Annotated in this window: 18 protein-coding genes; 9 read left to right on the plus strand and 9 right to left on the minus strand. The window is 70.1% G+C overall.

Going from position 1 to position 24,268, the window contains the following annotated elements:
* Positions 1-3 precede the first annotated feature (3 nt).
* Positions 4-1,095, minus strand: a complete 1,092-nt coding sequence (locus H6726_09380) for a hypothetical protein (protein ID MCB9657844.1) — start codon at positions 1,093-1,095, stop codon at positions 4-6.
* Between the two features lie 101 nt (positions 1,096-1,196).
* Between H6726_09380 and H6726_09385 the strand changes: the two genes are divergently transcribed.
* The 3 genes from H6726_09385 to H6726_09395 are packed head-to-tail and all read left to right on the plus strand — an operon-like array spanning position 1,197 to position 8,681.
* The gene (locus tag H6726_09385) at positions 1,197-3,368 is read left to right on the plus strand and encodes a molybdopterin-dependent oxidoreductase (protein ID MCB9657845.1); all 2,172 of its coding nucleotides are present in this window, start codon (positions 1,197-1,199) and stop codon (positions 3,366-3,368) included.
* Positions 3,365-4,804 carry a Si-specific NAD(P)(+) transhydrogenase gene (gene sthA / locus H6726_09390; protein ID MCB9657846.1) on the plus strand — a complete coding sequence of 480 codons (1,440 nt, stop codon included), beginning with the start codon at positions 3,365-3,367 and terminating at the stop codon, positions 4,802-4,804. The genes H6726_09385 and sthA overlap by 4 nt, the downstream gene beginning before the upstream one ends.
* A gap of 58 nt (positions 4,805-4,862) precedes the next feature.
* Positions 4,863-8,681, plus strand: coding sequence for a hypothetical protein (locus H6726_09395; protein MCB9657847.1), 3,819 nt, complete (start codon positions 4,863-4,865; stop codon positions 8,679-8,681).
* A 161-nt stretch (positions 8,682-8,842) separates the two neighbouring features.
* Here H6726_09395 and H6726_09400 read toward each other — a convergent pair whose 3' ends face one another.
* A complete protein-coding gene (locus H6726_09400) occupies positions 8,843-10,882 on the minus strand; it encodes a M3 family metallopeptidase (GenBank protein MCB9657848.1) in 2,040 nt (679 codons plus the stop codon).
* Between the two features lie 137 nt (positions 10,883-11,019).
* Between H6726_09400 and H6726_09405 the strand changes: the two genes are divergently transcribed.
* Together H6726_09405 and H6726_09410 are read left to right on the plus strand one after the other, a co-directional pair.
* The gene (locus H6726_09405; GenBank protein ID MCB9657849.1) at positions 11,020-11,415 is read left to right on the plus strand and encodes a cupin; all 396 of its coding nucleotides are present in this window, start codon (positions 11,020-11,022) and stop codon (positions 11,413-11,415) included.
* Between the two features lie 1,539 nt (positions 11,416-12,954).
* Positions 12,955-13,563 carry a TetR/AcrR family transcriptional regulator gene (locus H6726_09410; protein MCB9657850.1) on the plus strand — a complete coding sequence of 203 codons (609 nt, stop codon included), beginning with the start codon at positions 12,955-12,957 and terminating at the stop codon, positions 13,561-13,563.
* A gap of 322 nt (positions 13,564-13,885) precedes the next feature.
* On the opposite strand, the gene H6726_09415 is transcribed toward H6726_09410, so the two are convergent.
* Positions 13,886-14,794, minus strand: coding sequence for a hypothetical protein (locus H6726_09415; GenBank protein ID MCB9657851.1), 909 nt, complete (start codon positions 14,792-14,794; stop codon positions 13,886-13,888).
* A gap of 281 nt (positions 14,795-15,075) precedes the next feature.
* A complete protein-coding gene (locus tag H6726_09420) occupies positions 15,076-16,095 on the minus strand; it encodes a phosphotransferase (protein ID MCB9657852.1) in 1,020 nt (339 codons plus the stop codon).
* Positions 16,096-16,284: 189 nt separating this feature from the next.
* On the opposite strand from H6726_09420, the gene H6726_09425 reads away from it, so the two are divergent.
* Positions 16,285-16,899: a TetR/AcrR family transcriptional regulator gene (locus H6726_09425; protein MCB9657853.1), complete on the plus strand. Its 615-nt coding sequence runs from the start codon at positions 16,285-16,287 to the stop codon at positions 16,897-16,899.
* Positions 16,900-16,916: 17 nt separating this feature from the next.
* Positions 16,917-18,089 carry an FAD-dependent monooxygenase gene (locus tag H6726_09430; GenBank protein MCB9657854.1) on the plus strand — a complete coding sequence of 391 codons (1,173 nt, stop codon included), beginning with the start codon at positions 16,917-16,919 and terminating at the stop codon, positions 18,087-18,089.
* A gap of 239 nt (positions 18,090-18,328) precedes the next feature.
* Here H6726_09430 and H6726_09435 read toward each other — a convergent pair whose 3' ends face one another.
* Positions 18,329-19,249: a hypothetical protein gene (locus H6726_09435; protein MCB9657855.1), complete on the minus strand. Its 921-nt coding sequence runs from the start codon at positions 19,247-19,249 to the stop codon at positions 18,329-18,331.
* A gap of 140 nt (positions 19,250-19,389) precedes the next feature.
* Here H6726_09435 and H6726_09440 point away from each other — a divergent pair, with 140 nt between their 5' ends.
* On the plus strand, positions 19,390-20,379 hold the full coding sequence (locus H6726_09440; protein ID MCB9657856.1) for a DUF2330 domain-containing protein: 990 nt from the start codon (positions 19,390-19,392) through the stop codon (positions 20,377-20,379).
* Positions 20,380-20,796: 417 nt separating this feature from the next.
* Here the strand turns inward: H6726_09440 and H6726_09445 are convergent, their stop codons facing one another.
* The 3 genes from H6726_09445 to H6726_09455 form a co-directional block, all read right to left on the minus strand.
* Positions 20,797-21,423, minus strand: a complete 627-nt coding sequence (locus H6726_09445; GenBank protein ID MCB9657857.1) for a transposase — start codon at positions 21,421-21,423, stop codon at positions 20,797-20,799.
* Positions 21,424-21,441: 18 nt separating this feature from the next.
* Positions 21,442-22,299 (minus strand): tyrosine-type recombinase/integrase, encoded by an 858-nt coding sequence (locus tag H6726_09450; protein ID MCB9657858.1) that lies wholly within the window; start codon positions 22,297-22,299, stop codon positions 21,442-21,444.
* A gap of 98 nt (positions 22,300-22,397) precedes the next feature.
* The gene (locus tag H6726_09455; protein MCB9657859.1) at positions 22,398-22,946 is read right to left on the minus strand and encodes a hypothetical protein; all 549 of its coding nucleotides are present in this window, start codon (positions 22,944-22,946) and stop codon (positions 22,398-22,400) included.
* A 202-nt stretch (positions 22,947-23,148) separates the two neighbouring features.
* Between H6726_09455 and H6726_09460 the strand changes: the two genes are divergently transcribed.
* Entirely contained in the window at positions 23,149-23,757 is a 609-nt protein-coding gene (locus H6726_09460; protein ID MCB9657860.1) for a hypothetical protein, read from the plus strand.
* 250 nt (positions 23,758-24,007) lie between these two features.
* Here H6726_09460 and H6726_09465 read toward each other — a convergent pair whose 3' ends face one another.
* Positions 24,008-24,241, minus strand: coding sequence for a hypothetical protein (locus tag H6726_09465; GenBank protein ID MCB9657861.1), 234 nt, complete (start codon positions 24,239-24,241; stop codon positions 24,008-24,010).
* Positions 24,242-24,268: the final 27 nt, after the last annotated feature.

The following is a 24,268-nucleotide window of genomic DNA, read 5'->3' on the forward strand; positions in this document are numbered from 1 at the left end:
GGGTCAGAGCATCCGAAAGCTGTCGAGGAAGGTGTTGCGGGCCTCGAGCAGGTCGGCCCCGGCAGTGCGCGGCAGGTCGACGCTGACTTCGTAGGTGGCAGCGTAGGTGGCGAAGATGAGCGTGAAGCGCATACGCCCCTCACTCTCGTACACGAGCGAGCGCCCCGAGTAGCCCTGACGCGTGGTGTCGCGCGCCGCCCGCAGCGTGTAGTGCGCCAGGGGCGCCGCCTCGAGCGTGGCGACCGAGCCCGCAGGGCGACCGTCGTCGTAGCCGGTGGCCCTGACCTCGAAGGTCGCCCCGCCCTCGCCCACCACCCGGTACGTGCGGACGAACGATGCCTGCGACACCGGGCTGGTGGCCTCGGCGGCGACGGGCGCGCCCGGAAAGCGCACGGCGAAGTAGGCCTCGGCGGGCATGGACCAGCGCCAGCCGCCCGCCACGTACGCTCCGTCGCCCGTGGCGCCGAACGAGTCCGCAGGGTCCAGCTGAAGGCTGCTCAGGTACGCCGCGGCGGTGTTGCGGTGCACCGCCTCGAGCTGCGGCGACATGATGGCCATGAGGAGGTACACGTGGGTGCGCGCGACGACCGCCCGCGCATGCACGATCCGGCCGTTCTCCCGATCGAGGTACTGCATCTCGAAGCCAGGCGAGCCGTTGACCATGATGGACCCGAACGCTCGCTGCTCGGCCCGCTCCAGGAGCGTCTCGCGCATGTCTTCGAGCCGTTCGAGGGGCGCGCCCACGATGCCACCCTGCACTTCGCTGACCGCCACCATGAGCTGCAGCGAGCCGTAGTCTTCGCCAGCGATCACCGTTTGGTACACCGCGCCATCGTCCTCCACCCCGGTGGTCGCGGGCATGTATCGCGGCTCGCTCGGCATGCGCAGCGTCGCCCGGCCGTTGCGCAGCTGCACGACGCGCCACTGAGTGCTCGCGGGGACCGACGACCCTGACGGCGCGCTCCCGGTCGACACGGAGAGTCGCTGACGCCCGCCCGAGTAGCAGGCGCTCAGCAGCACGCAGCCCACCAACGTGAGCGCCCGCGCGAGGCGGCCACCACCCCTCGTCACGTACCAACCAACTGTGCTCGTCACCGCGGGGCCTCCTGCATTCATCTAGACCCATCGTGATATCACACGCGCGGCGGACGAGCGACCGGACGCCGCGCGCGCGCGACGACGTGTATGCTGGGCGCATGTCGACGCCTACGCTTCACCACCGCACCTGCTCGCTCTGCGAAGCGATGTGCGGCATCACGCTCGAGGTGCATGCCGGGAAGGTCCTCTCGACGCGGGGCGACGAGCAGGACCCGTTCAGCCAAGGCCACGTCTGCCCGAAGGCCACGGCCCTCGCGGACCTGCACGACGATCCCGACCGGCTGCGCCAACCGATGCGCCGCGAGCGCTCCGGCTTCACGCCCATCACGTGGGACGAAGCGCTGGACGAGGCCGCGGAGCGCATCCACGGCCTGCAGCGTCGGCACGGCAACGACGCCATGGCGGCCTACCTCGGCAACCCCAACGTACACAACATGGGCGCGATGCTGTTCGGACCAGTGATGCTCCGTGCGTTGCGCAGCAAGAACCGCTTCTCCGCGACCAGCGTGGACCAGCTGCCGCACATGTTCGCCGGGTACTACATGTTCGGCCACCAGCTGTTGCTGCCCGTGCCCGACGTCGACCGCACGGACTTCTTGTTGATGCTGGGGGCGAATCCCCTCGCCAGCAACGGCAGCCTCATGAGCGCCCCCGGAATTCGGCGGCGCCTGGACGGAATCCGCGCACGCGGTGGGCAGGTCGTGTTGGTGGACCCCCGCCGCACGGAGAGCGCCCGCTGCGCGAGCGAGCACCACTTCATCCGCCCAGGCACCGACGCACTGTTCCTGCTTTCGCTGCTGCACACCGTGTTCGCGCGGGATGCCGTCCGCCTCGGGAACCTGCAAGGGCTCACCCGGGGGCTCGAGGATCTGCGCGACGCGACGAGCGGGTTCTCGCCGGTCTTCACCGCCGTCCACACCGGCATCTCCGCCGAGACGGTGGACGGCATCGCGACGCGCCTCCTCGAGGCCCGCCGGGCTGTGGTCTACGGGCGGATGGGAGCCTCGACGCAGCGCTTCGGCGGGCTGTGCGCATGGCTCGTGTACGCGCTCAACGCGATCACGGGAAACCTCGACCGCGAGGGAGGCGCGATGTTCACGCAGCCGGCGCTAGACTCCCTCGCCTCGGCAGGTGGGTTCGGCATCAGCCGCGGGAGCCACGGCCGTTGGCGCAGCCGTGTGCGTGGCTTGCCGGAGTTCGGGGGTGAGCTCCCGGTGTCCGTCTTGGCGGAGGAAATGCTGACGCCTGGCACAGGGCAGATTCGCGGGCTGCTCACCATGGCGGGGAACCCCGTGCTCTCCACGCCGAACGGCGCGCAGCTGGACCGCGCGCTCGCCAAGCTGGACCTGCTCATCAGCGTGGACCCGTACATCAACGAGACCACACGGCACGCTCAGCTCATCCTGCCGCCCCTCTCCCCCCTCGAGCGACCTCACTACGACCTGGCGCTGCACCTCCTGGCCGTACGCAACACGGCGAAGTTCAGCGAGCCCACGTTCGAGCCAAAGGAAGGGGCCCTCGACGACTGGCAGATTCACGTGGGGCTGGCGCGCCGCTTGGCCGCGCTCCGGAGCGGTCGACTCGACAAGGAGGTGTTCAGGCTGCGCGCCCTCGAGGCGGCGGGGCCCGAGCGCATGCTGGACCTAGCGTTGCGCGTGGGGCCATATGGCGCGGGGGCCAACCTGCTGCGCGACGGGCTGACCCTCAAGAAGCTGCGGGAGAACCCGCACGGCGAGGACTTTGGGGCGCTACAGCCCTGCCTGCGTGCGCGGCTCCCCGAGGCGCACCCGTACGTGGAGCTCGCACCGGCTCCGATGATCGCGGACCTCGAGCGGCTGCGCGCGAGCATGAGCGAGGACGCCGGACAGCTGCTGTTGATCGGCCGGCGCCACGTGCGCAGCAACAACAGCTGGCTGCACAACAGCGAGCGGCTCATGAAGGGGCGCGATCGCTGTACGGCGCTGATCCACCCGGACGACGCCGCGCGCGCGGGCGTCACACAGGGCGCGCACGTCACGCTGAGGACGCGCACCGGGGCGGTCAGCCTCCCTGCGGAGGTGACCGAGGACATCATGCCGGGCGTGGTGTCGGTGCCGCACGGGTTCGGGCACGCGCGCGAAGGTGTACGGTTGCGCGTGGCACGGGAACACGCCGGGGTGAGCGTCAACGACCTGACGGACGACGCGCTGCTCGACACGCTCACCGGCAACGCCGTGCTGAACGGTGTGCCGGTGGAGCTCTCCGCGGAGCTGGAGGAGGCCGCGTCGTGACCCGCTCGCGGAGCGACGAGACACCCGACGACTTCGACCTGGTCGTGATCGGCGGGGGCCCCGCCGGGGAGAAGGGCGCGGCCCAGGCGGCGTACTTCGGCAAGCGCGTCGCCGTCGTGGAACGCGAGAAGGAGCCCGGCGGCGCGGCGGTGCACACCGGGACGCTGCCGAGCAAGACGCTACGCGAGTCGGCGCTGTACCTGTCGGGGCGACGCAGCCGGACGCTCTATGGCGTGGCCGTGGAGCTCGAGGCACGCGGGATGCTGCAGGGGCTGATGCGCCGCAAGCACGCCATCGCGGTCGCCGAGTCGGCGCGCATCCGACAGAATCTGTTCCGCCACGGCGTGGAGCTGGTGGAGGGGCACGCGCGCTTCGTCGGGCCGCACGAGGTGGCCGTGACCGGACCAGACGGTTCCGTGCGCACGCTGCGCGCGGAGGTCGTGCTGATCGCCACGGGCACCAAGCCGCGGCAGCCCGCGGACATCGACTTCGCGTCTCCGCTGGTGCACGACTCCGACGAGGTGCTGCTCATCGAGGAGCTGCCTCGCTCGCTGACCATCCTGGGCGCGGGCGTCATTGGCTGCGAGTACGCCTGCATGTTCGCTGCGCTGGGCATCCCGGTGGAGTTGGTGGAGGCGCGCGACGAGATCCTGGGGTTCATGGACCGCGAGATGGTGCGCGCGCTCGAGCGCTCGATGGCCGACCTGGGCGTCCGGCTGCGGCTCGGCCAAGCGTGGGGCGCGGTCACGCTCGGCACGGACGGCGAGAGCGTGCACACGCAGCTGGGGGCCGAGACGCTGGTCACGCACCACCTGCTCTTCGCCGCGGGACGGACGGGCTGCACGGCGGATCTCGGCCTCGAGCACGTGGGCGTGAGGCCGACCTCACGCGGGCTCTTGGAGGTGGACGCTTACTACCGCACGGCGGCGCCACACGTGCTCGCGGCGGGCGACGTCATCGGCTTCCCCGCGCTGGCGTCCACGTCGATGGAGCAGGCGCGGGTCGCCGTGTGTCACGCGTTCGGGTTCGCCTACAAGCAGAGCGTGTCGGGCACCCTGCCGTATGGCATCTACACCATCCCCGAGCTCAGCTCCGTCGGCGAGACCGAAGAGAGCGCGGCCGCCGCGGGGCTCGACGTGGTCGTCGGGCGGGCGTTCTTCCGCGACAACGCGCGAGGGCAGATCACGGGGGACACCGAGGGCATCACCAAGCTCGTGGTGGAGCGAGGGACGCGCAAGATCGTAGGCGTGCATGTCTTCGGTGAGCGCGCGAGCGAGCTGGTACACATTGGACAGACGGCGTTGATGGCAGGGGCCACGGTCGACCTCTTCATCGAGATGGTGTTCAACTTCCCGACGCTGGCCGAGAGCTACAAGTACGCTGCGTACGCGTGCCTCGCTGAGCTCGCGGCGGGCACGGGGGCCGTCGAGGCATGAGGTTGCAGCGCGGGCATCCCGCGGTTGAACTCCGTGCGTGTCGGGGCGACCATGGGCCATGCCTCGGTTTGCCTGCTCCGGTCGCTCTCTCTTCCTGACCCACGCGCTGCTCGCCCTCGCCGCGTTCGCGACGACTCCGAGTGAGGCGGCCGCGCAGCCCACGCTTAGCGCGAGCTTCGAGCACACCACCATCGGTCCCGGCAGCGCGACCTTCCTGCGCTTCGTGGTGAACAACGCGAGCCAGCCCACGGCGGCGACGGACGGCGCGTTCACCGCGGTGCTGCCAGCCGGGGTCACGCTGGCCGCCGTCGTCGAGGCGAGCAGCTCATGCGTGGACACCGTGATCGACGCGCCAGCGGGCGGCTCGACGATCAGCGTGGCGGACGTCCGGGTCCCGGCCTTCGGCTCGTGCACGGTGAGCGTGTTGGTGACCAGCAGCACCCCTGGGATGCACATGCTGGCGACCGGCACGCTCACGACGAGTGCGGGCAACAGCGCGGCCGCGAGCGCCACGCTGACCGTCGCGACGGACCGGCCTGGGTTCACGTTGAGCGCGGCCCCTGCCAGCGTCCCGTTCCGCGGGCGCAGCCGCCTGACGTACACGATCGACAACACGGCCAACGGCATGCTGCTGGCGTCCATGGCGTTCTCCCACGCGCTCCCGACGGGCGTGGTGCTGGCGGATCCCCCTCGCGCACAGTCCGACTGCGGCGGGGCGCTCACGGCGGTTGCTGGGACCCAGACGGTCACGCTCTCCCCTGGGGGTGTTCTCGCGGCAGGGGGCACGTGTACCGTGGCCGTCGACGTGCGCGTGGGAGCCGCGGGACCGGTCGGGCTGGTGAGCGGGCAGGTCACGGCAGCGCTGGGTGGCTTCATGCAGGTCGTCGGCGGGCGCGCCGCGGGAACGGTCACCGGTACGGTCGACCACGCGGTGCTCGAGGTGGACTTTCTGTCGGACCCCGTCGCACCCGGGGCCACCGCGAGCGTCGCGTACACGCTCTACAACCGCAGCCGAGACGAGGCGCTCACGGGGCTCGGCTTCCAGCACGACCTCGACGCTGCGCTGAGCGGCTTGGTGGCGACGGGGGTCAGCGACAACGACTGCGGGGCGACGGTGACCACGGGCAGCACGGTGAGCGTGTCGGACGCGGCCGTGGAGGCGGGCGGCGAGTGCCACGTCGAGGTCACCGTCCAGGTGCCCAGCGGCGCCGTCGGAGGCGCGTTCACGAGCACCACGAGCGCGCTCACGGCCGACCCGTCGGCGAGCGTGGTGGGAGCCGCCGCGAGCGACGTGCTCGTCGTGACCACGGGCCCGCTGGTGTCGCTCGTCCTCTCGCCGGATCCCGTTGGCGCTGGCGACGTGCTGACCGCGGAGTTCACCATCACGAACGGGTCCAGCACGCAGCCGTTGAGCGCCATCAGCTTCACCGCACCGCTCGACAGCTTCCTGCCGGGCGCGTCCTTCACGTTGCCCGGCACCCCCTGTGGCGCGGGTTCGCTCCTCGCGCAGATCGGCGGCAACAACCCGTTCTTGCAGTTCGCCACCGGCTCCCTCCCGGCCGCGGGGAGCTGCACCTTCAGCGCGACGGTCACGGTCCCGAGCGGCACGCCGAGCGGCCGGCAGCAGCTGCAGACGTCGATCCCCACCGCCGACCAGGGTGGACCCGTGACGGGCACCGCCGGCGGCGCGAGCGTGGACATCTTCGCGCCTCCGCACCTCGCACTCTCGTTCGAAGGCGCGGTGCTGCCCGGCCAGAGCGGCACCCTGAGCGTCACGCTCACCAACAACGAGAACGGCGCGACCACCACCGGACTCGGCTTCGCCCTGCTGCCCATCGCGACCCTCACCGGGGCCACGTACGCGGGGCTGCCGGCCTCGGGCTTCTGCGGCGCGGGCTCGAGCGCGAGCGTGGACGGTCCCGGGACGACCGTGACGTTCGCGGACATCACGCTCGACGTGGGTAGCTCCTGCACGTTCGAGCTCGAGGTGCTCGTCCCCGCCGCCGCATCGCCCGGCACCTACACGGTGAGCTCCAGCGCGCCCAGCGGCACGGTCGGCAGCGTCGGCAGCACGGCCGAGGCGCGCAGCACGGAGCTGACCGTGGTCGTCACCAGCGCGTCCATCGACGTCGTGGACGACCCCGCCGCGCCCGGCGACACGGTCACGCTGCGCTTCACCCTGTCGAACGACGCCGCGACGGGGGACATCACGGGGCTGTCCACGTCGCTGAACCTCGGCGCCGAGCTGTCGGGGCTGAGCGCCATAGGCGTCCCCATGAGCGACGTGTGCGGGGCGGGCTCGCAGCTGAGCGGGACGACGACGCTGCTGCTCACGGGCGGAGCACTGACGGCGGGAAGCAGCTGCACGTTCGACGTCACGCTGCAGGTCCCCGCCGCCGCCACGCCGGGCGAGTACACGCTGCGCACGGGCCCGCTCAACATGACCTTCGATGGCTCCCCGCTCGTCGCGTCGGCCATCTCGACGGGGCTCGTCGTGGGCGCGCCCTTGATGCTCGGCGTCGCCCTGTCCGAGAGCCCCGTGCGGGCAGGCGGGACCACGACGCTCTCGGTGACGCTCGCGAACGCCGGCGGCAACACGGCTTCGGCGCTGGCGTTCACGCTGGATCTGGATGCGGCCTACCCGGGCTTGGTGGCGACTGCCTTGCCCAGCGGCGGAGAGTGTGGCGCCACCATCACGGGCACCAGCACGCTCAGCGTCAGCGGCGGGACGCTGCTGGGAGGCGCCATGTGCTCGTTCGACGTGGAGCTGACCCTGCCCGACGCGCCCGCTCCGCAAGGTGGCGCGACGCTGACGACGAGCGCCCTGAGCGGCACCGTCGGGGGCGCTGACGCGAGCGCCCCACCCGCCGCGGTCACCCTCGCCGTGCACGCGTTGGACCTCACCCTGCCGACGGAGACGCAGCTCGAGGCTGGCACGAGCGCGGAGCTGGTCCTGTCGCTCACGAACTTCACGGGCGGCACGCTCGCCGAGGCGAGCGCGACCCTGTCACTGGCCGGGCTCCCCAGCGGCGTGAGCGTGGACGACATCGCGTTCGACGACGCGTGCCAAGGTGCGGTGTCCGTGACCGGGACGACCGTGCTCGCGTTGCGCGCCACGGGGCTCGCGCCCGGACAACAGTGTGACGTCGTGCTGACGCTGTCCGCGCTGGCGACGGCGGCCCCGACGACCCTCACGCTCAACACCTCCCCGGTGACGGACGGAAGCGCCGAGGTGGGCGCGGCCGCGAGCGGCGTGCTGCGCATCCTCGCCGCCGCCCAGCCCTCGTTCGGGCTCGCCGTGACGCCGGCCTTCATCATGCCTGGCGGGAGCGCGACCCTCACGTACATCGTCACGAACGCGGGCAGCATCGCGGCCCTCGATGGCCTCGCGTTCACGCACGCGCTGCCGACCGAGGTCACCGTGGACGACGGCGTCGCGGCGACCAACGACTGCGGTGGGACGCTCGAGACGACCGCTGGCAGCGTGGCCCTCACTGGGGGCTCGCTGGGGGCCATGACGACCTGCACCATCACGGTGACCGTGACCAGCGCGACCCTCGGAGAGTACACGCTCACGCCGAGCGCGCTCGACTCGTCGCGCGGCAGCCTGAGCGCGCCGAGCACCACGCTGTCGGTGGTCGCCGAGCTACCGGACCTGGGCACGCCGGACGGCGGCACGTCCCCCGATGGTGCGGTGACGATGGACGGTGGCGCCGCAGACAACGGCACGGGTCCCGGAGTGGGCGGGGGCGGCGGCTGCGGCTGCCACGTGAGCGGCGCTGGCGACCAGCGTGGGCTGCTCGGGGTCGCGTTGGTCATGCTGGGGCTGGTGGGTGCGCGCCGGCGGCGCCGGGGCCAGGCCCGCAGACGCGGCTGATGCAGGCCGGTCCAGCGCGCGACGCTCGGACCGCCTACGAACACCGAGCGCAGCGGCCCGTGGCCCTTCGGGCCGCTCTCGCCTGATCAGCGTGGCGCGGCGGCCCGCCCGCTTCCGCCAGCCGGGACCGCGCACCAGCGCGTCGTGCAGCGGTCTGCCGCTCAGGCCGCTTCCGCCAACCCGGAGCGGCGGAGGAGCGCGTCCAGCTCCGGGTCGCGGCCCATGAAGGCGCGGTAGAGCTCGCCCGGGTCGCGGCTGTCGCCCATGGACAGGATGCTCTCGCGGAACGCCCGCCCGACCTCGGGGTTGGTGACCCCCTCGGCCGCAAAGCGTGAGAACGCGTCGGCGTCCAGCACCTCGGCCCACTTGTAGCTGTAGTACGCGGCGGCGTAGCCCACCGGGCTCGCGAAGAGGTGCGTGAAGCCCGCGATCATGGCGTAGTCGTCGGGGTACGGGCACGCCGAGAAGCGCGCCAGCAGCGCGCGGGCGTAGTCCAGCACGCTGCCGTCGGTGGCCGGGTCGTAGGCCGTGTGGAGCCGCAGGTCCACGCTGGAGAAGCCCAGCTGCCGCATCTGTGCGTTGCCGGCGCGGAAGGTGCGCGCCGCCTGCATCTTGTCGAACAAGGCTGCGGGGATGGGCTCGTTGGTCTGGTAGTGGCGCGCGAAGAGGTCCAGCGCCTCGCGCTCCCAGCACCAGTTCTCCATGATCTGCGACGGAAGCTCGACGAAGTCCCACGCCACGTTGGTGCCCGCCAGGCTGCGCACGGACACGCGGCTGAGCGAGTGGTGCAGCAGGTGGCCGAACTCGTGGAACAGGGTCTCCACCTCACGGTGGGTGAGCAGCGCGGGCTTGTCGGCGGTGGGCTGCGTGTTGTTGGCGCAGAACAGGCCCAGCTGGGGGCCGCCGTCCACGGCCGAGATGAGCGGGTTCATCCACGCGCCGCCGCGCTTGTTCTCGCGCGGGTAGAGGTCCGCGTAGAACGACGCCACGTGCGCGCCGCTGGGGTCCACGATGCGGTACGTCGTCACGGCCGGGTCCCACGTGGGCAGCGTGGTCGGCTCGATGCGCACGTCGAACAGCCGCTGCACGATGGCGAAGAGCCCGTCGAGCACACCCTGCACCGGGAAGTAGGGGCGCAGCTCCTCTTCGTCGAAGTCGAAGCGCGCGCGCCGCAGCTTCTCGGCGTAGTAGCCCACGTCCCAAGGCTCGAGTGGTAGCGCGTCCGGGCCCTCCAGCTCGCGTCGGTAGGCCTGCAGCTCCTCGTTCTCCTGCGCGAACGCGCGCTCGGTGCGGGTCACCAGGTCGTCCACGAACTCGGTCGCGCGCGCGCCGCTCTGCGCCATGCGGCTCTCGAGCACCAAGTCCGCGAAGTTGGCGTAGCCGAGCAGCGCGGCCTTCTCCCCGCGCAGCGCGACGATCTCCTGCAGCAGCGGCCCGTTGTCGAACGCGCCGCTGGTGGCGCGCGTGTTGTAGGCGCGCCAGACCTGCTCGCGCACCGCGCGGTCGTCCAGGTAGGTGAGCAGCGGGATGAGGCTGGGTGCGTGCAGCGTGAAGCGGTAGCCCTCCTTCTTCTGCGCGACGGCCGCCTCGCGCGCGGCGACCCGGGCGCTCTCGGGCAGTCCGGCCAGGCCGTCTTCGCTGGGGATGTACAGCTCGAACGCGTTGGTCGCGTCCAGCACGTTCTGCGAGAAGCGCGTGGTGATCTCGGAGAGGCGCGTGTCGATGGCCTCGAGGCGCGCCTTCTTGGCCCCCTCGAGGGCCGCGCCGTTGCGTCGAAAGCTCTCGAGCGTCTTCTTGAGGAAGCGTGCGCGGGTGGCGTCGAGCGCAGCCGCCTCGGCCGTCTGCGAGAAGGCCGTGACGCGCTCGTAGAGGCCGTTGTCCATGGAGAGGGCCGACCAGAACGCGGTGGTCTTGGGGATGGTCTGGTTGTAGGCGTCGCGCAGCGCGTCCGTGGTGGCGACGCTCTCGAGGTGCTCGAGCACGGTGCTGGCCAGCTCCAGCTTGGCCGTGGCCGCCTCCATGGCCCCGAGGGTGTTCTCGTACGTGGGCGCGGCCGTGCTGGCCCGCACCACGGCGAGGGCCTCTTGGGCGTCCGCGATGAGGGCGTCGATGGCGGGCACGGCGTGCTCGGGGCGCACCGCGTCGAAGGGCAGCTCGAAGCCGAGGTCGAGGAGGGGGTTCTGGGCCGGGGGGTTCGTCATGGTGGGAGGGATCCTACTCGACTCGGTCGCCGGAGCACGCGCAGGAGTTACACGCCGAGGTCCGCTGCGACGCAATGCGCGGCCGAACGAGCAGCGCGTGATCGGCTGCCCGAGCGCCAGCCTGCTACCCTGGCCGCATGAGTGACGCGTTCGACTTGGGGAAGACCCCCGTGCACCTGGGCCTCGGCGCGACGGCCTCCGTGCAGCCCGCCTTCACCGGCATGGCCTGGTACGCCGACTACGCAGAGCGCACTGCGGCGGACGGGGACGAGGGGCGCTTGGTGAGCATGTACACGTTCACCGAGTCCTGGGGGTCGTGGGAGATGCACCCGCGCGGGCACGAGCTGGTGGTCGTGACCAGCGGCAAGCTGGTGCTGGTTCAGGAGCGCGACGGCGACGAAGTGCGCACCACGCTCGGCGTCGGCGAAGCGGCCATCAACGCGCCGGGCGTGTGGCACACGGCAGACGTGCTCGAGCCGACCACCGCGCTGTTCATCACCGCGGGTGCCGGCACGGAGCACCGTCCGCGCTGAGGGTGTGTCGGGTGCACGAGCACGCGCCCGTCGTAGCCCGAGACCAACACGGCGTCGTCGCCCCAGCCGCGGATGCGCGTGATGAAGTCGGGACGTTGGGCGAGCACGCTGGGAGCCTGGCGCGGGCCACGATGGCGCAGCACGCGCCCGTCCTCGCCTCCGCTGACGAGCTCGCCGGCGCACGTCAGCTCGAGGGCCGTGACCGGGCCGCGGTGCGCGTCGATGGTCGGAACGGAGTCACGGCGCCCGCGGGGACCGCGCGGTGCGTGCAGGGCCACGACGCGCCCATCGTGAAGGCCCACCCAGGCACCCCAGGTGGGGTGTGCCGCGAGGGACCGCACGGGCGCGGGCATGGGTGTGCGCCCCACCTCGACCAGGCGCTCCCCGTCCCACACGACACGGTGCACCCGGCCGCCCTCCCCGCCCACGAGCCACGCACGGCCCGTGTCGTCCAGCTTTGCGAGCGCCCACAGGAAGCCGCCGCGCCGGAAGCGCAGCCGCGCGAGGGGCGCGCCGTCGGGCGCGAGCACCTGCACGAGCCCGTCGGCCCCGGCGCTGACGAAGCCGCCGGCACACGGCGCGAGCGCGAGCACGACGCCCCGTTGGACGCGCTGGGCGCGCCCCTCCCGCTCCAAGCGCTCCGTGAGCGCAACCACCTGTCCGTGACGGTTGCCCACCAGCACCGCTCCCGTGGGGTCGCACGCGATGGCGGTGGGCGACGGCAGCTGCAGCGTGAGCGCGCGCTCGTCCTCTCGGCGGCGGGAGTTGGGGACGCAGCGGCGCACCGTACCGTCCCGCCCGACGCTGACGACGGCCCCGGACGACGTGACGGCCACGTCCCAGACGTAGCCGCGGTGCCCCCCTGACGAGGTCGCCGGGCGCCGCCGCGCCGCGCCCTCGCGAGGCAGGACACGCTGGTAGAGCAAGTCACTGCGCAGCACGACCTTGGTGCCCCCCGTCACCGCCTCCCCGTCGTGCCACGCGTCGTGCGGGAACACCGTGGCCAGCCCCGCTCGCGGCGTGATGCTGAGCATGGGTCCCGCCGCAGGGTCGGCGCTCTCGTAGAAGCGCGTTCGTCCGCCCTCGTGGGCGCCTCCGTCGGTGAGGTACAGCATGAGCGTGCGCTCGCTGCGGACGTCGTCCGTGGGGGCGTAGGCGCCGTCGCGGTGGCGCTGGAACGACTGACCGTCGCGGTAGCGACACGCGCGGAAGCGCGGGTTGAGGCCCACCAGCCGCGCGACCGCGCCCCCCTCGACGCGCACCTCGGCGGGCAGGTGCGGGCGGAGCTGCGCGAAGAGCTTGGCCGCGAGCTCGGGGTCGTCGAACACGAGCCGGTCGTTGTCGCGGTAGCCGCCTGGGTAGCGCCCAGCCGTGGCGCGGAAGCCACGCAAGACGAGCCGCGCGCGCAGGCTGCGCAGGGCCTCGGGGGCGAGGGCGTCCGGGACGAGCACGATGGAGGACTCGAGCGACTCGGGGGCGGGCAGCGCATTATTTGGTTGCATGACCAAATGATAAACACGTGCTAGCGTCCCGCGCAAGATGCCGAGACCGAGCAACACCGCGGCGCGCCGCGCGCAGATCATCGAAGGCCTGCTCCAGGTCATCGCCGAGGAGGGCTACGAAGGCGCGACCATCGCCTCCATCGCGCGGGCCGCGGGGCTCGGGAGCGGCCTCGTGCACTACCACTTCAGCAGCAAGCAGGCGGTGTTGTTGGCGCTCATCGAGCGCATCGGGGAGCTCATCGAAGCGCGCTACGCCCGACGCCTCGACGCCGCTGGCAGCGACCCTGCCGCTCGGCTGCGCGCCTACCTCGACGCGCACCTGGCGCTGGGGGACGACGCCGAGCCCAGGGCCGTCGCGGCGTGGGTCGTGATCGGCGCGGAGGCGCTGCGGCAACCCGCGGTGGGAGAGGTCTACCGCGCCATGGTGGCGCGCCGGCTCGCCACGCTCGAAGCGCTGGCGGGTGAGCTCCTGCGTGAGCGCGTGGGCCACGCCCGCGGCGCTCGCGAGGCTGCGGCGGGCATCCTCTCGGCCATCGAGGGCGCCTATCAGCTGGCGGCCGCCGCCCCGACAGCCATGCCGCGTGGCCGCGCGGCGCGTGTGGTCGAGCGCATGGCGCTGGGCCTGCTCCACCCCGAGGCCGACTGACCGCCTACGACCTGGGCACCATGCGTGGTCACCGAACACAGCCCCGGGTTCGCATGCGCGACCGCGGCGGACGGCCACTGGGCCTCGGAATGCCAGCGAAGGAACGGGCGGTAGTACTGCATGCCAGGGGGGATCGTTGCCAACTCGTACCGCAACGTCTTGCGTCGACAGGGGCGACCGGGACTCTCGGATAGTTCATGGGAACGACGTCGTGATTGGACCCCTGCGCAGCAAGGTGAGCTACGACGAGCGCCTGCGGCCAGTGGTCTCGCGCACCATGCGCAGCGCGGATCCGAACGCCACGGGCAAGCGCCCGCCCGCTCTAGTCCAGCTGCGCACGGAGTCCGTTCCACTCGGCAGCAATGGTCGCGCCTGGGGTTGTCGCTGATCCTTCGAATAGCCAGCGCCCGAGCGAGCTCTCTTGAGGCACGCCGTTGATGGTCAGCTGGGCGTCCACCCCTAGGATGTGCTGTCCTTGCGCGGTCACGCCAGTCACCGAGTAGGCCTTGCCTCCTGCCGGCCGGTCGAGCTCCGCGAGCTCGATGCTCACGATGTCTACGTCATCCACGACGAGCAGCTCGACCCAGTGCTCTTCGGTACCACCGGTCAGCTGAACGGGAAACACACCAGGCACCGGCGACATGGGCTCAAAAAAGATCCCGTAGTTGAGCGACACCTCGACCGGCGGCTCGATGACGGCCTCGAACGCGTCCAAGAACACGGAATCGAACCGGCGCCCGTCGGCGGTGTGGGCAGTGACGTAGACAACCGCCCGTCGGCCCGCCAGCACACCGACGGGCCCTGGCACGGGCGGGTACTCGTCTGGGTAGGCGTTCTGGACAGCGGATAGCTCGAGGTGGTCCAGACGCGCGACCTCGACAGACACGGAGTCCACCAGCAGCGACCCGCTGAACAGGTCGACTCGACTGCTCCCGACCTCGAGCCCGCACAGGTTCAGGAACGCGCGCTGATCGAACCATACGCGGCGTTCGAAAAGCGAGTGACTCGCGAACGTCCCGCCGCCGCGTGTGCGCAGGTCTTCGAAGTGCTCGACTCCCGTGACGCGGGTCGACCAGCAGCCCCCCGGGAAGAGCAGCGCGTCGTGTCCGCTGAGTTGCGCATCGGGATTGGTCGCGGGCGTCGCGCAGCCGCCCAGCAGGGCGACCGGAGTTGCCAGCGCGAACCGAGCGATCAGCGCGACCAAGTGTGTGCAGCGTCCCAAGGGGGCCATGTGCCGCTGCAGAAGCAGCGTTCGTGCCAAGCAGCGCCTGCATAAACACCTGAGAAACACCAACTCACGCGGCGTACGCGGTGCGCGGCGTGCCCACGGGTCACACAACTGTGCCGCGCGTGCGTCAGTCTGCGCGGAGGGCAAAGCCCCCTGAGAGCGACAGAGTAGAGCCTCGAGGTTCGCTCGGTGGCAGGCACGTTGCGGATCGGCGCGTCCCTGCATTGAGCCGTATCGCTGAACCCGTCGCGTGGTTGCAGCCCCGGACGGGCGACGTCGCTGACCTACGGCGCCTCGTGAGCCAGCGCGTGGAGGGCCGCGTGTGTCATGCGCGCGCTGAAGCCGGTCTGCTTTGCGTGACCAGGTGACCACCCCGCCAAGAAGCGCTCGAAGTCCGCCCACGCGAACATGCACAGGGACCGCCACTCGCGCTCGATGGCCTCGGCGTCGAGCTCCGGCCGCTCGCGTCGTAGGGCAGCCCGGAGGTGCCCGAAGTAGGCGTCGGTCAGCGCGTCCGCGCGCCGCTCGAGCTGTCGCTCGCTCAGGCAGCTCCCGAGGAAGTAGGCGACGTCCTTCACGCCGCACCCACCGCCCACGTATTGAAAGTCCACGGCCGCCACCCGCGCGCCGCTGTGCGGGCCACGCGCCTCACGCCGGTCGAAGCAGAAGTTCGCGACCTTCGCGTCACCGTGCACCAACGTCTGGTGGACGCAGGCGTTCAGGCGCTCATCGATGGCTGCGGCCGCGTCGCGCAGGGCGCCCGGGCGCATGACGGCCAGCTCGTCGGGCCGCGTCTCGAGGTGCCAGTAGGTGCCGACGGGCCACAGCCCACGCGGTTCGTCGCCCATGAAGCGAGCGTGAAAGGCCGCCAGCCAGCGCAGGCACGCGTCGAGCTCGGCGTCGTCGAGCCCGCCGCGACGCCCTGGGAAGCCCGCCTCGTCGAGGTCCTCGAGCACCAGGACCAATCCGTCGGCGAGCTGGTCGACGCCCACGCAGCGAGGGACGCGGCAGCCTGCGTGGCAGCGCGCCGCCCACGTCTGGTACCACGCGAGCTCCACCTCGTAGGAGCGCAGCTTGCGCGCATGAGAGCGGTCCCCCGACCATCCGCGTGGGTGACCGTGCCCTGGGCCAGGCGGACGCACGTGCTTGACGATCACGCTCGCGACCGGCCCCGCCGCGAGGTGCACGCGTCGAATCTCGCCGTAGCCACTCCACAGCGACTGCACGCGCTCCCCCAGCGTGGCGCGCTCGGCCCCCGCCATGGCCGCGACCCAATCGAGCGCGATATCGGTTTGCTTGTCCATGAATGCGAGAAGGCGTTGGGGCCGCCGGGGTCGTACGCCCGCGAGGGGCCCCGGTTGAGCAGGCCTTCACTATACTGCTCGCCCATATGTCGTCTCGCCGACCAGCAGGGTGCTGAACATACACCCTGCCTCCGCGCCAACGACAAGGGCTTCTGATCCCGCCGGCAGGCGAAGAATGCGCGACGTCCCTTGACGCGGGGCCGCCTCGGTTTCAGAATACTGACCGATCGATCGGTCAGTAAGATGCCTCCTCCCTCGGACACCAAGCGCGCGATTCTGAAGTGCACCATCCGGCTGCTCGGGACCAATGGGCCCAATGCACTCTCGGCCGGGGCCATCGCCAAGGAGCTCGGCATCAGCAAGGCCACGGTGTTCCATCACTTCCCGAGCCTCACGCAGATCCCGCTCGAAGCGTTCGAGCTGTTGTTCGAGGACTTCGTCGACTGGCAGCCGCCGCCGAGGATGACGCTCCGGCAGCTGCTCGAAGCGCTCGGCAGCATGACCTTCACGATGCTCGATGAGCGCGCGGACTTTCTGCGCGCCTACTACGTGTTCTTCGGCATCGCCATGTTCGATGAGGCGCTGAAGAAGCGCCAGAAGGACTACCTGGCGCTCGTCGCGGCCCGCATCACTTCCCACTTTGTCCAAGTTGGGCTGGAGAAGCGGGTCGCCAAGCGCTGCGCCAACATGGCGCTCGTCGTACTCGATGGAATCGCGCTGCACGCGTTGGCCGCAGACAATCGGCCTGAACTTCGTCGGTCCTGGATGGCGTTTTCGAACATGGTCGTCCGGGAAAACTCTTGAACCGGAGTGAGCGAATCATGAGAGTTGGCATCAACGGCATCGGAATCGGTGGTCCCACCCTGGCCTATTGGTTGAAAAGGTACGGCCACGAGCCGGTCCTATTCGAGAAGGCCGACGCGCTCCGTGCCGAGGGCTTCGTGGTCGACTTCTGGGGGCTGGGCTATCAGGTCGCCGAGAAGATGGGCATCGTCGAGCGTCTGCGCGCCAAGGGCAAGGAGATGAATCGACTCAGCTTCGTGGCTGACGATGGCCACGAAGTCGCCGGCCTCGACACCACCGAGGTGCGGCAGCGGTGGAACAATCGCTTCATCACGGTGCCGCGCGGAGTGATCTGTGAGGAGCTGTTCAAGGCGTGCGAAGGAGTCGAAGCGCGTTTCGGAACGCACATCGTCGGCCTCGACGAGGATGCCGATCGAGTCTCGGCTACGCTCTCCGACGGTACCCATGAGGATTTCGACGCGGTCGTGGGGGCCGACGGGCTCCACTCGGCGATCCGCGGCCTGGTGTTCGGTCCAGAGGACGAGTTCGAGAGCTTCTTGGACTGCTACGTGGCCGTCTTTCGTGCGCCCAACTATCCGAACACGGACGAGGGCAAGTACTTGGCCCATTCGATCCCGAATCGCTGGGCGGCGCGCATCCAGCGTTACGACGGAACGACGGTGATCCTGCTCATCTTCCGGGCGTCACTCCTCGACCAAGAGCCGCATTCGCAGGATGACGTTCGCCGTTGCCTCCGAGAGGTCTACGCGGACGTGAAATGGGAGGTGCCCGAAATGCTGTGCTACCTCGACGAAGGCCCGGTCTACTTCGACCGCATCAGTCAGATCCGCATGCCGACTTGGTCGAAGGGTCGAGTCGCACTCCTGGGCGACGCCGCTGCCTGCGCGTCACTCTTGGCGGGTGAGGGGACGGGCCTGGCGATGACGGAGGCCTATGTTCTCGCGGGAGAGCTCCACCGCTCGGGCGGGGATGTGGCGCTCGCCTATCGAAGGTATGAGGACAAGCTGGCCAAGTTCGTGCGTCGCGAACAGGACCACGCCAAGACCTTCCGCATGTTCTTCGCTCCGGCGAGCCGAGCCGCGGTGTGGACCCGCGATCTTCTGATCAAGATGGCGGGGTTGCCCGGCATGACTGGCTTCGTTGCTGGTCAGTCGGTCCCCGCGTTCGAGTTCGACGACTACGGCCCGTGACGCGGCAGCCGAGTCGAGGCGCGAGATTGCGCTAACAATCACGAAGCTTTCACGCTTCGTGCGCCGCGGCCTTGCCTGATTGACTCTTGCGTGTGCAAAGCGGCGGATTCCCTCGCCGGAGGCTTCATCCAGACTGACGGGGTGAGCCCGCTCCCGTGGCGGGCCCCACCGTCGTCGCACGCGTTCACGGAAAGGTCCCAGCGGGCACGTCGACGCGGTTCTCGACGTCGGGGGCATGCTCACGGGGTCCATGCCGCCGGCGGAGGCGGACTCAACGGCGCGTCGGGCCATGGGTCCGGCCGCGGACTGCGCGGCACTTCGCCGAACTGCGCTGCCGAGGCCACGACCCGCCACCGCCCATTGATCCCAGCCCATCCGCCGTACGGCTGCAGGTGTTGGTCCAGCCACGAGGAGGCGACCTCGTCGTATCCGCGCAGGTATTCGAGCTGCTCGCGCGTGATGAGGCAGCTCGCGACGAAATCGGTGCGCACGCCATACTCCGACCAGAGCCAGCGCTCGTACTCTCGAGCCTCGTCGTCGGGGTACCCACTGGTCAGGCGCCGATGAACGCCAGCGCCCATGTCGCTACGCGCGGCGGCGCGGCCCTGCTCCCGCGAGACGAGGGTCGACTCCGGGCACGCCAGCTCCTGCTGCCACGCCGCGCCGATGTCGCAGCTATCGTCCGCACGCCACACCAGCGACCAACCGAGCGACAGCCCTCCGGCGAGGAGGACCGTCGCCGCGGACCACGCAGCCGCCGCCAGCGCGTCACGCCGAGCGCTCAGCACGACGACGGGTAGGTACACCAGAGCCACCCCAGCGATCAGACGGGCCGTGTAGTCGAGCGACATCGCGCGCCCGAACTCGAAGGGGTCGGTGAGCTGGTAGCCCACGGCGCACAAGCCGCCGAACAACCCCACGTACGCCCCCCACGTGCGGCGGCGGATGGCCCCCACGGCCGCGACGCCGAAGACGATGACGCCGAAGATAGCCCAAGGCAGCGCGTCGAGTGGCGGCATGAATATCGAGCGCGGCCGCGCCTCCGCCGCTGTCTGACAAACCCAGAGCGACACCCCCCAGACGCCGACCGCGCCCAGCGCGTACGCGCACAGCCAGCGTCGCGCGCTCTTGGTCTCCCCCTCGCTGATGCGTGCCCTCATGAAGGATCCATAGCAGTTCGCATGGACACCCGACAACGCCACGGACGCGCGGCGGGCCTCGGAGGACCAACGACGGCCTCGCGCACGAAGCCTCGTCGGCGCCCGTTGTCACGCGCGGCTTGCTTTCATACGCTAAACGCATGCGCAAGCTTGTGTCGCCCATCGTCGCCGTGCTGTTCTGCGCCGCGGCCACCTCCACGGTCACGGTCTACGCCTGCGCCGTGATGCCGCGCCCGGACCGCGTCGTCCGCGTGGATGGCGAAGAGGTGCTCATCGTTTGGGACGCTGACGCTCGCCGCGAGCACCTCATCCGCCACATCGGCTTTCGTGGAGACACCGACGACTTTGGCTTCCTGGTACCGACGCCGAGCACGCCCGAGGTCGCGGAGGTGCAGGGCTTGCCGTTCGACCCGCTCTACCGGCTTTACCACCGCTCCGCGCCGGTGCGGCACGCTCGCGGGAGGAGGAGCGCCCGGAGCTCGTCCGCGATGAGCTCCGGGGCGGCCCCGTCCGTGCGCGTGGTGGCGCAGCACGAACTGGCCGGGCAGACCGCGACCGTGCTCGCGGCGAACGACGCGTCGGCGCTCAACGGCTGGCTGGCGAGCCACGGCTATCCGCACGGCCCCGCCCTGCAGGCGTACGTCACCCCGTACGTTCAACGGGGGTGGATGATCACGGCCTTTCGCTACGTCGCTCGCGGCGCCCATGTGCGCAGCCCGGTCATTCGGCTCTCGTTCGACACCGAGCAGCCCTTCTTCCCCTACGCCGAACCGGCGAGCACGGAGGCCCGCCCCGCGCGCCACTTCCGCGTGAGCGTCCTCGCGCATCACCCGATGCAGGGGCAGCTCTCCGCCAACGGCGAGGGGGGCCGCCGGTGGGGGGCTCAGGTTGGCTTCCGCCGCCGCCTCACGCCGGCTGAGACAGAGCGTGTTCAGTCGGCGTCGCAGCTCACGACGGCCCCCGCGCTGCGGTACCTGACGGTGTTCGACGAGCCGCGCAGCGTCCGGGGCGACCTCGACCTGTGGTTCCGCCCTCAGGGCGGCGCTCCCGACGTCCAGCCGAGGCTCCGCACCGCGGTCGCGCCGGTCCAGCAGGGAGGGCCCAACCCCCTGGATGAGATCGACTTCTAGGCGTCGGTTCGCCCATAGGGCCATAGCCGACACGAACGCCCTCTTGTAAGTGCACGAAAGGTTTACATAAGTAATAGCGATTCGGTGAAGCGCGCCCCGCGCAAGCTGCTGGACGGCCAGCGCGGGTGAGGCGCGCTTCGCCGAGGCGCCGTTGAACGGAGCCGCGGAGCATCACCCAGGCGCGAGCGGTCGGCTATGGGCCAATCGCGGCGGGCACCGCGAGGCGAAGAGGCTTCGGCGGGGGCTTGGGACGAGACGCTTCCGGGTGCGGGGAGGCAGCCAGGTGAGATCCACCGGGGTCGCCGCCGCCCGTCGCACGTGCGCGGCACGGCGCCATCGCCGGACGGACGAGCGCCACCACCGCAGCAGACGGACTGTCGCTGCGTGAGGCACGCACGTGCACGTCGCGGGCGAGGGTCATGACGAGTCGATCCCTTCAACGCGCTTCGGCATCGACGTCGGCAACGGGAGCACGAGCAGCGGCGTGTCGCAGTGGGGGCAGCGCAATGGGTCACGGCCGTGGAGGGCCAGCATGAGTTCGACCCAAGTGCGCGGGCTCTGGCGCGCGTCGAGCTCCACCCCACGTGCAGACGTCGAGGCGCCAGCGAGAGCGGCCTGTGCGCGCGCGAGGGTGAGGACGCGGACGTGATTGGTGGAGACGAGGCCGGCGTGACGGATCTTGTGGAAGCCCCTGGGCAAGGTGCGGCGCAGGAGGCGAGCGAGGAAGTCCACCGCGTTCTGCGTGCAGGTCTTCCCGTCCTTGGTGGCGAAGGTCACGGTCTCGCCGTCGTAGCGGATGAGGCGGGCGTTCGAGACGCCGACGCGATGCGAGTCGTGGCGAGGCTGCTGAAAGCCACAGGCGGGGCACGCGTGCAGATGCCCGCCGAGCGCCGCCGTCCGACAGCGCTCGATGGCCCGCAGCACCTTGTGCTGCTCCGGGCTCAGCGCATGCTCCGCGCGCACGCGCTCTCCGTGAGCGCGCGCGATCTCACCCACACTCAGCCCAGCCTCGCGCCGGGCCACAGACCCGTGCTCGTGCGCCATGACTGCCGCCTCGGCGTCCTACGCGAGTCGTGCCCCGTCAGGTGTCCCGAGCACGGCCAATGGATTCACGAGCGACTGACGGCGCGCTTCGGACAAGTGCGTGTAGCGGGTGGTGCTCTGGATGGACCGGTGCCCCAGCAGAATCTGCACGGACCGGAGGTCGGCGCCGAGCTCGAGCAAATGGGTCGCGAAGCTGTGGCGCAGCAGGTGCGGATAGACGCGCTTGGTGAGACCCGCGCGCGCCGCCGCGAGACGCAGCAGCTTGTGCACCGCCTCGCGCGTCAGCGACGCCCGACCCTTGCGCCCTGGAAACAGGCCCTCGCTCCGGTGGCGACGCAGGCGCATCCACTCTCGCAGCGCCTCGAGCGTGACGGCCGGCAGCGGCACGATACGGTCGCGACGGCTCTTCGTGTGGCGGATGGTGAGCACACCGCGTCCCGAATCCACGTCGGTCATCGTCAGCGACAGCGCCTCGGAGATGCGCAGCCCTGAGCCGTAGAGCAGCATGACGAGGGCACGGTCGCGAGGGCGCTCGATGGCGTCGAGCAGCCGCTGCACCTCGCTGCCGGAGAGGATGGCGGGCTGCGTGTCGTGCTCCACCACGCGGCGGATCGAGTGCATGACTTCGGGGCGACGCAACGTCACCCCGAACAGGAAGCGCAGCGCGCTGAGCGCCACGTTGATGCTCCTCGGAGCACGACCTGCTCCTCGAAGATGCATCACCCACGCGCGCACGTCTTCCGTGTCCAGCTGGCGCGCGTCCCGCCTGTGGAACGCCACGAACTGCTTCGCGTACCGCAGGTACGTCTCCCGCGTGTTCGCCGCCACCCCGCGCAGGAACAGGTCCTGCTCCATTCGGTCTCGTACTTCGCCCATCGCTCGCCTCCATGGCTTGGCCACGTCCCCGATGGACGGGCTCAATCCACAGCGTCGGTCCGATGAAGCAGCCGCGCCCCTGAACGTCGCGATGTCCCTCAGCCGCGCGACATCAGGCCTGCCGCGGAGCGGCTTCGTTCAATGTATATTCTGCGCAGCAGCACCGCCGTCGTCGAGATCCGGGCCTCCTGGAACACACCCGGTCCCGAGGGCTGGGAAGTCCACGTTAGATTGGCAAAGGCGACCGTGGTGTCTGGGATCACATGTGCATCACGCCGTACGACAAAATGTTTCCACCATCCTTGCAGCCGCACCAGCATCGCCTGGTGGCTCGTGCCCAGCTGCTTCGTGGACCTCCCATCTCGGTCCAAGGTCTGCGCGTAGAGGCGGGTGAGACCCATCGTGGTGAGCGTTTGCATAACCCCCACGAAGGTTGAGCAGTTATGCAAGTAGTGGAGGTATTCGTGCAGGAACACCGCGATGGCAGCTGGCTCTGCATCTTCCAACCAGCGACCATCACCGTCCCAGATCGTCAGCGTCGGGTGCAGCGTGATGGTAGCGCGTCCAATCCGGTAAGAGCCAAGCGTCATCTGACGTTCGGACTCTCTGAACGCGACGACCGCCGCTGATGCCTCGACTTCTCCCATACGTGGCAACTGTGCAGCTCGCTGCCTCACACTTCAAGGGCACCGGCAGGAGCCCCTCGCTGTCGCGCGTGACCAGGAACAAGACTGATCGTATCGCTCAGCTCGCCGGTACAGAGATCGCTGGCTGCCCCGCCCTTCCTCTCGGTACTATCGCAGCATGCCAACCAACATGCTTCCAGCATGGGTACCAGCACACGTGGCGATGACCAAGAGCCGCCGTGTGACCTCTGGTGAGCGGCTCTATCTCGCGCTCAGTGACGCACGCGTGGCTGACTACTTCGTCCACGAGTTCATGTGTCGCCTCGCGATCCGCCTCCCCGGGTGCGATCTGGCGGTCTCCGAGGAACGCCGTGTGGCGATTGCGGCAAAGCGAGCTTGGATGAAGGGGGACGCCAAAGCCTATGCACTCGTCGAGAGCCCACTCGATACGGCCTCCCCGCTCCTGACGACCGCTCGTCTGACTATCGCAGAGGCCTGCAGGCGTACATCCGATCGGGAGGTAGCCTTTCAGGTCGCCACGCTGGCGGCCTCGCACCATGACCTGCAGCAGTGGTCGCGTTGGCCGGAGATGGGTCTGCCTCGCGAGGCACCGCACGCTCACAACTTGGCCGTGTGGCGCAAGGTTGTGCAGAGTCTTCACGTCCACCAGCGCGCGGCAAGGTGGAGCCCGGCAGCGCAGGAGGCCGCCCCGGGCCCGGCACCGGGAGTCGCCAAGTGGCTCTCTCATCTCGCGGATCTGCGTCGCGAGGTAGGTGTCGACCCGGTGGGCCGCATGCTGGCGCGACTAGCCTTGGAGCAGTCGCTCGCTTGAGAGCACCGCAGCACTACGCAATTCCCTCACCGAGGTGCGTCAGAAGGCCACTTCGTTAGGATCCTACCCATGACATCGCTAGGCCCCAACAGCCCATGCCACTGCGGCAGCGGCGCAGCGGCCGCAAGTACATGAAGTGCTGCAAGCGCGCTGACGCCGTTGCCGTCGCCGCGAACCGCTCCCCGCAAAGTGGCTATGTCCCGACCGGACCGACACGGTCCATTCAGCAAAGCCCGGGTTGAACGACAGGTCATGCGACCCGGTTCTTGTAAACATCGAACAGGTCACCGCCCTCTGCGAAAAGCCGCTCGCGCCATTTCTGCTCCAGCTGACGGGTGTCGTGATTGCCAGGGTGATAGTGCCGCTGGGTGAAGTCCGGCACCCGCGGCAGGATCTTCGATACAAACCCGTTGCGCCCAAGCAGCATGTTCAGGCCTTTGGCGTTGTCTTTGATGCTGCCGAGCTTGCCGTCGCGGGCCAGCATCCATGCCCAAGTGACACCGAGCATCGG

The organism is Sandaracinaceae bacterium, from assembly GCA_020633055.1.
Classification (GTDB): Bacteria; Myxococcota_A; Polyangia; order Polyangiales; family Houyiibacteriaceae; genus JADJJE01.